The following is a 13790-nucleotide window of genomic DNA, read 5'->3' on the forward strand; positions in this document are numbered from 1 at the left end:
AGTGAATAACACTTAGGTTACACCGGAAACCCGGAAAATACTCATAGGCTGTAGGCGGTTAAAACCGTGGTCGTTGAGCGTTCGACTGCCCTTCGGCAGGCTCAGGAACCGCGCTCACGCCGAAGTCCTAGCCGAAACGCGCACTCGCGTTCCTCCCTGCTCTCTCATAGACAAGGCTTCCCGCTTCGGAGGTGCCCTCGTGAATTATGACATTGCTGCCGCCATTTGTCGGCAAGACTCGGCGCAGCGACGGCACATTTCGGCACAGGCTTTCATTTGCTGATCATCGCCCATGCGATCGCAGTCAGCCGCACACCGCTCGCACACCTCAGAACAAGCGCCACAGGTACGTGCGTGGAGTTCGGAGCCACGGAGCATAAAGTTGGCACTTGTCTGACAAATTTCAGCGCAGTCGAGCATCAGCCGAATATGAGCAAGCTCCGCATGTTGTCCGCCTTTCTGGAGGCAATAGGTAGTTGTATTCAAGCAGATACTGTGGCAGTCTAAACAATTCTGAATACACTGCTGAAGCTCTTGATTAACTTGGTTCAGGGTGAGTTGTTGTATTGCCATTGTTTGAACCTCTTTGATTGCTTTGAATTCGTTGGAAGCCGTGAAGGTTTTGCCTCTTCAACTTCGCCTTAACCTTAAAAAGATAAAAGAGCGATCGCGTCTATCAGAAGAAGTAACAGATATTCCTTGCTATTGGAGTATAAGCATTTCATTCTGATTTCATCTTTGTGTGTAATGCTGAATCATTCATTGCAACTCTGCTGCTGTTAGAAATATGTTGAGAATTTTGCTTGACATTCCAGTAGGGTGGAGAGTTTATCATAGGTAAAAGAAAGAGTTAGGTAAGTATTAGATAGAGCTAAAGTTTATGCAACCAATTTCTTTCAAAAATAGCTTATTTGCAATTATTTTTGCGATCGCCTCCCTAGGGGGTGTAGCAGCCTGTTCTCCTCATGGACAGCACCAAGCAGAATCTCAAACTTCCCCAGCTACGGATACAGGTGCCATACCAGGTATGGATCATGGCAACATGGATCACAGCATGGCGATGGATTTAGGGCCAGCTGATGCCAATTACGATTTGCGGTTCGTTGATGCCATGATTCCTCACCATCAAGGAGCTATAGAAATGGCAAAAGAAGCGCAGCAAAAATCTCAACGTCCTGAAATTAAACAACTTGCTGAGGCGATTATTAAAGAGCAGGAAAGGGAAATTGGGCAACTTAGACAGTGGCGTCAAGCCTGGTATCCTCAAGCCGGAGATAGACCTATGGCGTATCACCCGCAAATGGGTCACATGATGGAGATGTCGCCAGAGCAAACAGAAAGTATGAAGATGAGCCAGGATTTAGGTGCGGCTGACGGCGAATTTGACCTGCGCCTGATCGATGCAATGACTCCTCATCATGAGGGTGCAGTTGTGATGGCTGAAGATGCCCTCTCAAAGTCCCAGCGCCCTGAAATTAAGGAACTGGCTCGAAATATTATCGCCTCACAACAGCGAGAAATTGAGCAAATGAAGCAGTGGCGGCAATCGTGGAAAATCACATCTTAAAAGGTTTTAATTGTCAAGTCTTATTGGCGAAAAGCACGTTTGGAAAGTTAAATTGTGTTACAGCTTTGCTTTCATTTTGATTGCATTTACTGACAAGCTAGAAAGGCGATAGGTAATAGTTGAGTGTATTTCTTACTCTTCTATTACGATATGTATGAGTTCTCAAAAAAAGGCGTGAAGACTCTCTAATTCTATGCGAGTACTGTTAGTTGAAGATGAGCCAGATTTAGGGGCGGCAATCAAGCGGACTTTGAATCAATCAGGTTATATTGTTGACTGGGTTCTAGATGGTGTCGATGCTTGGAACTACTTAGAAAATCAGTGGGCGCAATATACCTTGGGCATCTTCGATTGGCTTTTACCGGGGTTGTCAGGAATAGAGTTGCTGCGTCGTTTGCGGAGTCAAAATCGAACTCTACCCGTGTTGATGCTGACCGCAAAAGATACTCAAGCCGATAAAGTAACAGGTTTGGATGCGGGGGCGGATGATTATTTGGTCAAGCCGTTTGGGATGGCGGAACTGCTGGCGCGACTGAGGGCATTGCAAAGGCGATCGCCACAGCTACAACCCCAACAACTACAACTGGGCAATTTGTCTTTAGACTACAGCAGCAACACTGTTTGTACTAATACAGCCGGAGAAAAACAGGTCGTTCACCTAACAGCTAAAGAATTTCAATTGCTGGAATACTTCATGAGACATCCCCACCAAATTATCACCCGCGACCAAATTTTGGATCAGTTGTGGGAGTTAGGAACAGAACCAATGAGTAATGTAGTGGCGGCACAAATTCGGTTACTGCGACGCAAATTGGCAACCTATGGGTTTGAAGATTTAATTGAAACCGTCTACGGATTGGGTTATCGTTTCAATCCTGCTAAGTAGAAGTAAATAATTAAAGGTTTTTATTCATGTCTTTAGCCCTCAAAATATGGTCTAAGACCTGACTACAAGCCCATTAAAAAAATATATTGCAACGCAAAGTTTGATTTATTCTCACGTACTTAACTTATGTAGATGTGAATCAAAATAAACTATTTCAACTCACTCGCTGGCGTTTAGCTACTTGGTACGCCGGAGTGATGGGGGTAATTCTGGGTTTGTGTGGGTTAGGGGTTTACGAAGCGATCGCCCACGCCCATCGCATTACCATCGACAGAGAACTGGAATCCGTTGCCGGGACGCTGCATGACAGTCTCGAACCCGTTCTCAAACAGCCCGCAAGACTTGAACCCGAAGCAATACGCCTGCTACCTGATGTCTGTCAGGTGGGAACTGACTGTTCTAAGATCCCTAACTCCCAACGTCATGCAGCCGGAGCAATTCACCAAGGCAACTATTATATGCGCTTATTAGATCGTTCCGGACGATTGGTAGCCGTGGCAGGAGTGCAACCCGGTAATTTGCCCCTCACCCCCATCGAACAACAGTGGCAAAACCTAAGAAATGATGTCGGCATTAATTACCGTCAAATTACTTTCACACTGCATACCCAGGATTATCAAGATTGGGGTTATATCCAGGTAGGGCGAAGTCTGCAAGATGTTGAAAATTATGTTGCCACGGTGAGATGGTTTTTAATTTTGGGATTGCCAGGGATGATGCTGCTAGTTGCGGGTTCTAGCTGGTGGCTAGCAGGTTTGGCAATGCAGCCAATCTACAAGTCTTATCACCAAATTCAACAATTTACTGCTGATGCTGCCCATGAGTTGCGAACCCCTTTAGCGGCAATTCGCGCCACTGTGGAATCAACATTAATGATGCCAACCCTCAGTGAAGTAGAGGCAAGAGATACCCTACAAACGACTAGACGGCAAAATCAACGACTCTCTCAGCTTGTTGAGGATTTATTGATGTTGTGCCGTATGGATCAATTGACAGCAAGTAGCCCACCGAAACTGAAGGGGGAACGCGTTTGTCTTAATGATTTGGTGAGTGATGTGGCTGAGGAATTGGCGGCTTTAGCATTAACTGCCGATGTGATGTTGACTTCTCAGATGCAAGTGTCCTCTCCCCTTGAGGTGACAGGCGATGTCGAGCAACTGTATCGCTTACTTTCTAATTTAGTAAGCAACGCCATTCATTACACCCCAGCCGGGGGTAAGGTGATATTGGTTTTGGAACGTAGCCCCCATGACGCTTTAATTCACATTCAAGACACAGGTATTGGCATTTCAGTGCCGGAGCAAAAACGGATTTTTGACCGCTTCTATCGCGTTAATAGCGATCGCTCTCGTCATACCGGGGGTTCAGGATTGGGATTATCGATTGCCAATGCGATCGCTCTAGCGCACTACGGTAGCATTAGTGTAGAAAGCGAACCCGGTAAAGGTAGTCGGTTTACAGTTCGCTTGCCCCTCAAAGAGGTTTAGCTTCACTCGCCTTTTGGTTTCATTGTGATTTCATCTTTGTATGTCAATGTGCAAAGTGCGATCGCATCGCTTATAAAGACACAGCCGACGGTGTCTCTACAAGCCTGTCATTGGTATCACTCCCTCCCCTCAATCGGAAAAGGCACTCGCGAACTTATGAAAAACGCAAAAAAGCTCCTATTTTCTGCTTTTACCGTTTTACTTCTCACCACAGCCTTACCCGCCGCTGTTTTTGCTCACGCGGGACATGGGGATGAGTTCCATAGCGATACCGAAGCGACAACGAATCCTGAGGGAATCAACGTTGATGCTGGCACAGCCGAAACAATGGGCATTCAATCCCAACCTGCTCATCGGCAGTTTTTGGATGTGGGGATTAAAACCACCGGGCAAATTGAAACCCAAGCCAATAAACAGGTAGAAGTCACTGCCCCCATTGCCGGAACCGTTGTTGAATTATTAGTCCAACCGGGCGACAGCGTCAAAACAGGTCAAGCCGTCGCTGTTATTTCCAGTCCAGAACTCGTGCAACTGCGAGTTGAATCCCAAGGGAAGCGCACCGATGCCGACGCTGCACTGCGGGAAGCCGAAGCTAACCTAAATCTTGCCAGGGAAAACTCACAACGCTACTCGCAAATCGCCGCCGCTGAAATTGCCCAAGCCCGCACCCAGCTAGGCGTTGCCCAGGAACGGTACGACCGAGATAAAGATTTAGTCACCCAAGGTGCCTTACCCCGTCGCCAAATGCTGGAGTCAGAAGCCCAGCTAGCTGAAGTCAAAACCGCCTTGCAAAGGGCAACCAGTCGCCGGGAAGTCCTCGAAGCCGAAGCCGAACTCAAACGCGCCCAAGCGGCGGTTAATGCCGCGAAATCCCGCTTGCAACTGAGTGACGCTACCTACAAAACCCGGCTGCAACAACTCAGCAGTGTTGATAACACGAAAGGATTAGTCACAATACAGTCTCCCATTTCCGGTGTTGTTGCAGAGCGAGAAATTACCTCCGGCGAATCAATTGATGCTGCTGGTCAACCTTTAATGTCGATTGTTAATAGCACTCAAGTCTGGGCAACTGCCAATATTTATGAAAAAGACTTGGCGCAGGTGAAAACAGGTCAAAACGTCCGGGTTAAAGTCTCTGGCTTACCCAATCGCACCTTTACGGGTGTCATTGCTCAGATTGCCCCTGTAGTGGAAGGAGAGACGCGAGTAGTACCTGTAAAAGCGAGATTGGATAATGCTGATGGGCAACTAAAACCAGGGATGTTTGCCGAATTAGAAGTTTTAACCGATAAGACAGCCGTAGCGACTTTAGCGATTCCCAGTAGTGCTGTCGTCGAAGCCAATAGTCAGCCGCTGGTTTATGTGCAAAATGGTCAGAATAGCTATCAACCTGTAGAAGTAACCCTGGGTCAGACTTTTGGAGATTTGGTAGAGGTTAAAAGCGGTTTGTTTGAGGGGGATGAGATTGTTACATCTGGGGCAACGATGTTGTATGCCCAATCGCTACGGGGTGGTGGGAAAGCTAAGGTGGAGGAGAAGCCGAGTCAGGTGGAATCAACGCCATTGGCTAATTTGAGCGTGAATGATTTGCCTTGGTGGGTATTTTTACCTGTTGGAGGAGCGATCGGGATTGGTGCTTTCTGGATCGGTCGTCGCTCAACTGCTACCAGCCGTCAGTCCTCAGTTCCGCCCTCGGTCATCAACTTGGCTGAGTTTTCAGTTCCTCTTCAGGACGCTACAGAGTCTAATTCCCACCAACCGACATCAAAGCGGTAAGAGGGGATATTCTTCTGGATGATGGGTGAAGAAGGCGATCGCTTATCTCAACGCTTGAAAGCTGGAGCAAGCTAAAATCCAGACAGGAAGCTGCTGGAGAGTCATCATGGTAAATTACAATCCGCTGCAAAATCTGCCCTCTAGTGACGAACTACCAGATTCTGACGACACTCCAGTGGATCATGAATTGCAAATCCTCATCCCCACCTTGCTGAGGATAATTTTAAATGGGCTGTGGGCTAGTCGTAACGATTGGTTTTTCGGCGTCAATATGGGCATTTACCATACAACCGGGAGAAATCCTAGAATTGCCATAGTTCCCGATAGTTTCCTGAGTTTGGGAGTACCGCGCCTCAAAGATGGCAAGTTACGACCAAGTTACATAGTTTGGGAAGAAAATAACATTGTCCCAATTTGGGTGTTAGAAGTCGTTTCCAAAACCTACGGGGAAGAATACGGCGAGAAAATGACTGATTATGCCCGATTAGGGGTGTTGTACTATTGCGTTTACAACCCCGATTATTGGCGACGCCACAAACATGATCCATTGGAGGTTTATCGCTTGGTGGACGGGAAATATGTACGTCAACCGGGGGAACCTGTCTGGATGCCGGAGATTGGCTTAGGAATTGGAAGTGAAATCGGTACTCACGATCGCTGTCAGCGGGAATGGCTGTACTGGTATGGCGAGGAAGGTAACAGATTCCCGACGCCAGATGAACGGGAACAGAAAGAGCGGCAACGAGCGGATCGGTTGCTAGAGTTACTACGGGAAAGAGGGATTGACCCGGAAACTCTCAGTTAGAGAATTTAGCAAAAACTCGCAACCTACGATTTGGAAGGTCGGACGCTTATTTGCTACCCATCACAAATGTTTAATATAAAACCGCAGTGTCACAGAGCTAGTGAAGTATTCTCGAGTGCCTATGTATTCTGAGATGACCCGCGTACGCTCACCACAGCAAGTCGAAATATTTCCTGTAGACACTGATGTATGAGGATGACATGAGTATCAGACCTGCCAGTATAGGTATCAGACCTACCAGTACCATGTTTGCAGCGCTGTATGGCGAACTGACGTTGCACCCGTGGCGTGACCCTGTCACTGCTGAATCGGATGCCTACAGTCTCTTCTACGCGAGGTCGGCGGCACTTGGGTGGCTTGCTGATTCTAGGGAGAACGGAGTCGGCGGCACTTGGGGGATGAACGATGCTGGGCAAGACCTAGTCTCCGGGTCGCAGCCACCACGTGCGGCGTGGTTTCAGGTGTCAATTGACTCAATCCCCGTGGGTCGACCGTTGCCAGTGCAGGCATTCCTCGCCTGTGCGGACGATGTTGTGGAACGTATCGGTACGCTGCGCCTACAGGCAGTTCAGGTCTTGCTGCCTGTGGAGAGCCTCAATGCGTCGGCAGGCGCGCCATTGCACCCTGATGCTGTAGGAACCCTTGTCGGAGAGATCGGTTGGTTTGTTGACTGTAATCCGCACCTCAGCACTTCGGTGCGGGTAACGTTGGACAGCGGACAAGATTCGTCCATTCGTTCGGTAGCACCTGCAATGTTCCAGCGAATGCAAGAGATCAGACAGGATGTCTTCGTGTGCGACTCGTTTTCCTTGAAGGACGACGACGCTGTGGTACTGCAACCCGCCATCACTGACTCACCACTGTGGCTCGGATCTGCGCAACACCATGCCACTTTCCACGGCACCCTTGTCGAGTGGTCATTGGATGCTCTGGGTTGGCTGGCCGCGTTCCTGTCCAGTGTGAGTTCGGAGCACGGAGTCAGCACCCCGTTGGTGCTCTCAGTCAACCGCTCCGAGGGGTCAGTTTCGAGTGGGAACTGATCGGGGTATATTTTAATGAATATTTGTTTAGGGTAGTTTACTGGGAGAGGTATTGTGCGATCGCTACCACTTGTTAGTAACTCGCCTCTTTATAGTGTTTGTATAGCAACGGAGAAATTTTGGTCGGTAAGGTCAGGAATTAGGATGGAGTAAGTCTCTCAAGGGGTGTTTTTTCCTCAATCGTTTTTTATCAAAATGATACTGCCCGTAAACATGATATGTGCGTGACGAGTTGACCAGATATGCTTTAAATCTTCATCATCGACAGAATAACGTAGCTATTTCTAGCTGAGGTCTAATCAACAAGGGCGTTTATCACGCCCCGCTTCTATCCGTTAAGGATGAAGCATGGGTTGTTGACTGGGCATAAATCGTCAGAGAAGGATGGATCGGTAGAAAATTCATTTCATCCTCATTTCATTTTCTCGTGTCAATCTCTACTGAGAACGGGATTCTCAGCAGTGACATCCGAATAAATGCTCAATACCATCCTGAAGTGGTCAATTGCCCAACGCTGGCTAGTCGTCATCGGTGCCATCATCGTCACCGTTTGGGGATTCATTACCGTCTCCCGAATGCCCTTGGATGTCTTTCCCGAATTTGCCCCACCCCAAGTTGAGATTCAAACGGAAGCCCCTGGACTAGCCCCGGAAGAAGTCGAATCCTTAGTTACCTTACCCATCGAAAGCGCCATCAACGGCACCCCAGGATTAACAACGGTGCGCTCTGCTTCAGCGGTGGGATTGTCGGTAGTGAAAGTTGTCTTCGGATGGGATACCGATATTTATCAAGCGCGTCAGCTAGTCACTGAACGCTTACAGCAAGCAACATCCAGGTTGCCTGAAGGTGTGGAAACGCCGCAAATTTCTCCTATCTCTTCTCCCATCGGTACGATTATTCAGTACGCCTTCACGATTGAAGAACAAGGGAATAGGGGAAATTCAGGACTCAGCACTACCCTAATGGATGTGCGGCGCTTGGTTGACCGCGACATCACCAATCGCTTGCTAGCTGTACCCGGCGTGACGCAGGTAATTGCTTATGGGGGTGATGTTCGCCAGTACCAGGTACTCGTTGACCCTGCCCAGTTGAAAGCCTTTGATGTCTCTTTGGCAGAGGTTACAGAAGCCGCAGAAGGTGCCAATACCAACGCCGCCGGAGGCTTTTTGACGACGCCAGACAAAGAATTGTTAATTCGCGGTATTGGCAGAGTTGAGTCGATTGAGGAGTTAGAGCAATCAGTGGTGACGGCACGCCACGGCACGCCCGTGCTGTTGCGAGATGTGGCGGATGTGCGTATTGGTGCGGCGTTGAAGCGGGGAGATGCAAGTCTCGATGGTCAAAGAGCGATCGCGCTCATGGTCAATAAGCAGCCAATGGCGGATACTCCGACTGTTACTAAAGCCGTAGAAGCGGCGATGGAGGAACTACAAGCGGGTTTGCCTGCTGATGTAAAAGTGACCGTCAGCTTCCGCCAATCCGATTTTATCGATGCCTCGATTAAAAATGTCAGAGATTCTTTACGAGATGGCATCATCATCGTCTCGATTATTCTGCTGCTATTTTTGATGAACTGGCGCACCGCCGTTATCACCCTCAGTGCGATTCCCCTGTCGCTACTGATTGGCTTGATGTTGATGAATCTGTTTGGTCTGGGGATTAATACGATGACCTTGGGAGGGTTAGCCGTTGCCATTGGTTCGGTAGTGGATGACTCCATCGTAGATATGGAGAACTGTTACCGGGGTTTGCGGAAAAACCAGCTAGCCGGAAATCCGATATCGCCCTTGCAGGTTGTCTATGACACCTCGGTGGAAGTGCGGGTAAGTGTGTTGTTTTCCACCGTGATTATTGCTGTCATTTTCGCCCCAATTTTCACCCTAACTGGCGTAGAAGGGCGAATTTTTGCCCCCATGGGGGTAGCCTATCTGCTTTCAATTTTTGCTTCTACCTTTGTTGCCCTCACCCTCAGTCCAGCGTTATGTGCCTTTTTGTTAGCGTCTAGGCAGCTACCAGAGGAGGAAACTTGGGTGGCGCGGTTTTCTCAGAAGTTGTATCGACCGTTTATTCGGTTTTCTCTTCATGCTCCCAAGATGGTTTTAGTTATAGCGGTTGCGGCTTTTGTGGCGTCGCTGATTGTGTTTAGCTCATTGGGACGGGTGTTTTTACCAGAGTTTCAAGAGCGATCGCTTGTTAATGCCATCAACCTCTACCCTGGTGTTTCTCTGGAAATGACAAACCGCGCCGGGGCAGCTATTCAAGAAGCCCTCAAAGACGATCCCCGCTTTGAAACGGTGCAGTTACGTTCAGGACGTGCGCCAGGAGATGCGGATGCGGGGGATGTGACCTTGGGACACTTGGATATAGAGCTGAGTCAGGAGGGGATGGAAGACCGCAGCGGCAGTATTGAGAAGTTACGGGAAGAATTTGACAAATTACCAGGGGTAGCGCCGAATATTGGCGGATTCATCTCGCACCGGATGGATGAAGTGCTATCGGGAGTCAGAAGTGCGATCGCGGTTAAAATTTTTGGTTCCGACCTCTCAGAACTCCGCACCATCGGCGCTCAAGTCCGCGATGCCATGCAATCAATTCCCGGTGTCGTAGACTTGCAACTCGAACCGCAAGTCCCCGTCCAACAAGTCCAAATTCAACTAGATAGGGCGGCGGCGGCTCGTTACGGACTAACGGTTGGTCAACTTTCCACCCTAATCGAAACTGCCCTCAATGGTCGTGTTGTCTCGCAAGTGCTGGAGGAACAACAGCTATTTGACTTGGTGGTGTGGCTACCGGAAGCCTCTCGCAGCAACCTTGACACCATCCGCAATCTGTTAGTTGACACTCCCACAGGCACGAAAATCCCCCTAGCTCAAGTCGCTAGCATCAACTACGGTACGGGGCCCAATACGATCAACCGCGAGAACGTCTCCCGCTTGATTGTTGTCTCTGCTAACGTCGCGGAGCGAGATTTAGGCTCGGTTGTGAGGGATATTCAAACCACCGTTAAGCAACAGGTACAGTTACCGACTGGCTACTTTATCCAATACGGCGGTCAGTTTGAGTCGGAAGAACGAGCTTCCCAAAATTTGCTGCTCTACGGCACCCTGGCACTAATTGTCATTGCCGTCTTGATGTACTTTGCCGTCAAGTCTTTCTCCGCCACGCTGATGATTATGCTGAATCTTCCCTTAGCGATCGCGGGTGGCATCTTTTCGGTTGCCCTTGGCGGTGGCGTTCTCTCTGTCGCCTCAATGGTGGGATTTATCACCCTGTTCGGTGTCGCGACGCGCAATGGCTTACTACTGGTGGATAACTACAACCACAAAATGGCGCAGGGGATACCCTTAAAACAAGTGCTGTTTCAGGGTTCGATGGAGCGACTCAACGCCATTCTGATGACGGCGTTAACTTCCGCCCTCGGTATGGTGCCCTTGGCGCTGGGTACGGGGGCGGGCAAAGAAATCCTACAGCCACTAGCGGTGGTGGTACTAGGAGGGTTATTTAGTTCTACAGCCTTGACTCTGCTGGTATTACCCGCTTTATATGCTCAGTTTGGGCGGTTCCTGGTGCCACAGGCGATCGCTCCTGAACCTATCTCCACCGTCGCTCCTCATTCCCCAAATACAGCAATGCAAAAAGGAGGATAAATTTACGCTAAAAATTAAAGTCTTTCCTGCCTTAAATAGGGAGATCAAAAGTAAGACGTTTTAGAGTTTTCAATGTCTACCTACTTATCAATCTTATCAATTTGTGGAGTAAATTCAATGAAGTTGTTGACAACAAACTTAGTTCTTTTTAGTAGCCTGGGATTACTATTTTTAGCTGCCTGTGGGCAAACAACACCAGAGACAAATACAGCAGAAAATCCTGCCCCTGCCATACAATCAAGCCCAAGTGTTGCCTCTGATACAGCACCCCAGGCTAATAACGATTCCCACCCCTCTCAAGGAGGGCAAGTCATTGAGACGGGTTCCTATCATTTGGAATTTGTCCCCTTAGTAGAATCAGGGGGAACTCACCTAGATTTTTATCTCCAAACTGGAGACAGCCACGAGGCAATTCCTGATGCCAAGGTAACGAGTCAAATTCAACTGCCCAATGGCGAACAAAAGAACCTTGACTTTACCTATGACGCTCAGGGCAAGCACTACACGGCTTTTTTGCCTGAGCAAGCGGCGGGGGAATATAAAGTTGTGATGCAGACAGATATTAAGGGAGAGAAGGTGAACGGTCGTTTTGCATTTGATAAATAATTGTTAAGAATTTGTCAAAAATGCTGCTACTGTGCTTCGGGTAATACTGGTTGTATGGCTTGGAGTTGCGATCGCCACTGAGCGATCGCGGTTTGGGCTTGTCCGTACAAGGGGCGACCGTTGGCGATTTGCGAGGCGGTAATAATTGCCGCTTCTAGGCGTCCTTGGGCAGCTAGGGCAAGGGCAGCTTCCAGAACGGGACGGTCTTCAGCAGCTTGGACTTGGGCAATCCAATCTTCCACTATCGTTTGGGCTTCGCTATAGAGCGGTCGTCCGGGACGAATTTGTTGCGCCGCTTGAATGGCAGCAATCAGATCCTGTTGCTGGGCAAAGGTGCGGGCTAAATCCAGAATCGGTTGGTCTTCAAAAACTTGAATTTGCTTATTCCATTGGGCGATCGCTGTTTGGGCTTCTATACGTAAAGGCTGACCGAGTTGAATCTGACTAGCCAGCTCAATGGCGGCTTTCAGTTGCTCCATCGTCCCCTGATTAGCAATCTGTCGCGCTCCGATCAAGGTAGCGCGGTCGTTGATTCGTCCAATCTTCTGACGCCACTCGGCAATCAAGGTTTGGGCTTGCTGGCGTTGGGGGCGTTCTGGGGTAACTAGAAGCGCTTGGTCAATCGCTAGTTGGAGGGCGTTTTTTTGGTCAACCCCAGCGATCGCTTCGGCAAATTGCAACTGCACTCGGTCTTGCAACTGTTTCTGCCAATTGGACTGGGCTGTTTGGGCTTGTTGATGCAGAGGGCTACTTTCTGGAATCTGGCGGGTGACAGCCATGGCGTCAATAAAGCCTAAAAGATTATCCTTCGTCGTCGCCTTGGCTGCCTGACCTAAGCGCATCAACGCCTGAGCTTCGCTGAAGGCGGCTGTATTGACTGGCACTTTCTCGGCAATTGTCACTACGCCGTTATAGTCTTGCCTTTGCCAGTGCTGTTGGGCAATTTGCACTAAGGTGCGGCTCCAGCGATTCTGCTCGGCTTGTGCTTGGGCTTTGACAAAGCTATCTGACTGTACTTTCCCCGCTAGGGCGATCGCTTCAACAATATTATTCAAGCTATTGGACTTAGCCAACTCCCGCGCTGATTCTAATTGCCCCCAAGCTTCTTTTTCCACGGCTAACTGTCGCAGCAGCAGATCTTGTCGAGCGGGGGAACTCCAGTATTCTTGATCGATCTGGGCAAGTGCCAGAACTTGCTGATTTGCTAGTGGCCAGTTCTGGACTTTCAGCGCCTCTCTAAAATTGGCAGTAATCGTTTCACCCCGTTGCCAAGACTCTTTCCAAGAAGCGATCGCACTTTGAGCCTTGGGATACAAAGGACTACTGACAGGAATCTGGCTCCCAATTGCCAAAGCCCCCGATAGATCCCCTTGGTTAATTTTTTGCTGTGCCCTGTCCAAAATTGCCTGAGACCATTGCTCCATCAGCCGCTGGGCTTCGGGGTAGAGGGCATGATTTTCCGGCCAGCGCCCGACCGAGTTCATCGCCGCAACGAGCTGCTCTAGCTTTCCCGATTGAGCCGCCACTTGGGCACAGTAGAGGCGATCGCCATCCGCTGCCAAGGGCGGAAGGTTCTGGCAGTTGGGCAAGGGAGGCAACCGGGTCAGCAGTAAGATCCCCGCTGTTCCCGTCATTCCCAAAAAGAACATGACACTCAGCCATAATAAAGACAACTGCCAGCGTCGGCTCCGTTTACCTCGCGGCGATCGGGAACCAGCAGGGATCTGCTCTAGTTGCCAACCTACCCTCTTAGCTTCAGGCGTTGAGGCATGGGGATCGACAACGACTCTGACAATTCGCTTACGTCCTCGTCCGAGGCGAGACGAGGTTAGCCCTTTCAAACGAAATTGATGCAACTCTTTTTTTGTCACGGATACAGGCTCGCTCCCTGATTTCTGAGGTAGAAAGCTGAATGAACGAATGGGTTCGACTACGCTGATACAAGTCTTATTGCCGCGCGGGCAGATTACCAGGGT

Annotated in this window: 10 protein-coding genes; 7 read left to right on the top strand and 3 right to left on the bottom strand. The window is 49.4% G+C overall.

Features of this window, described 5'->3' with window-relative positions; translation table 11 throughout:
• Positions 1-204 precede the first annotated feature (204 nt).
• A complete protein-coding gene (locus AC5JR3_RS01085) occupies positions 205-573 on the bottom strand; it encodes a four-helix bundle copper-binding protein (RefSeq protein WP_495842178.1) in 369 nt (122 codons plus the stop codon).
• 307 nt (positions 574-880) lie between these two features.
• Between AC5JR3_RS01085 and AC5JR3_RS01090 the strand changes: the two genes are divergently transcribed.
• From AC5JR3_RS01090 to AC5JR3_RS01110, 5 genes are all read left to right on the top strand, one after another.
• Positions 881-1567 carry a DUF305 domain-containing protein gene (locus AC5JR3_RS01090; protein WP_495842180.1) on the top strand — a complete coding sequence of 229 codons (687 nt, stop codon included), beginning with the start codon at positions 881-883 and terminating at the stop codon, positions 1565-1567.
• 193 nt (positions 1568-1760) lie between these two features.
• Complete coding sequence (rppA, locus tag AC5JR3_RS01095) at positions 1761-2453, top strand: two-component system response regulator RppA (protein WP_495842182.1); 693 nt, start codon at positions 1761-1763, stop codon at positions 2451-2453.
• A 134-nt stretch (positions 2454-2587) separates the two neighbouring features.
• On the top strand, positions 2588-3940 hold the full coding sequence (rppB, locus tag AC5JR3_RS01100) for a two-component system sensor histidine kinase RppB (RefSeq protein WP_495842184.1): 1353 nt from the start codon (positions 2588-2590) through the stop codon (positions 3938-3940).
• A 24-nt stretch (positions 3941-3964) separates the two neighbouring features.
• Positions 3965-5716: an efflux RND transporter periplasmic adaptor subunit gene (locus AC5JR3_RS01105; protein ID WP_495842186.1), complete on the top strand. Its 1752-nt coding sequence runs from the start codon at positions 3965-3967 to the stop codon at positions 5714-5716.
• Between the two features lie 106 nt (positions 5717-5822).
• Positions 5823-6521, top strand: coding sequence for a Uma2 family endonuclease (locus tag AC5JR3_RS01110; RefSeq protein ID WP_495842188.1), 699 nt, complete (start codon positions 5823-5825; stop codon positions 6519-6521).
• A 557-nt stretch (positions 6522-7078) separates the two neighbouring features.
• On the opposite strand, the gene AC5JR3_RS01115 is transcribed toward AC5JR3_RS01110, so the two are convergent.
• Positions 7079-7243 carry a hypothetical protein gene (locus AC5JR3_RS01115; protein ID WP_495842190.1) on the bottom strand — a complete coding sequence of 55 codons (165 nt, stop codon included), beginning with the start codon at positions 7241-7243 and terminating at the stop codon, positions 7079-7081.
• Between the two features lie 794 nt (positions 7244-8037).
• Here AC5JR3_RS01115 and AC5JR3_RS01120 point away from each other — a divergent pair.
• Positions 8038-11208, top strand: coding sequence for an efflux RND transporter permease subunit (locus tag AC5JR3_RS01120; protein WP_495842192.1), 3171 nt, complete (start codon positions 8038-8040; stop codon positions 11206-11208).
• 117 nt (positions 11209-11325) lie between these two features.
• Complete coding sequence (locus tag AC5JR3_RS01125; RefSeq protein ID WP_495842194.1) at positions 11326-11814, top strand: hypothetical protein; 489 nt, start codon at positions 11326-11328, stop codon at positions 11812-11814.
• A gap of 26 nt (positions 11815-11840) precedes the next feature.
• On the opposite strand, the gene AC5JR3_RS01130 is transcribed toward AC5JR3_RS01125, so the two are convergent.
• Positions 11841-13685, bottom strand: coding sequence for a hypothetical protein (locus AC5JR3_RS01130; protein ID WP_495842196.1), 1845 nt, complete (start codon positions 13683-13685; stop codon positions 11841-11843).
• Between the last annotated feature and the right edge of the window lie 105 nt (positions 13686-13790).

Source organism: Kastovskya adunca, assembly GCF_059505785.1.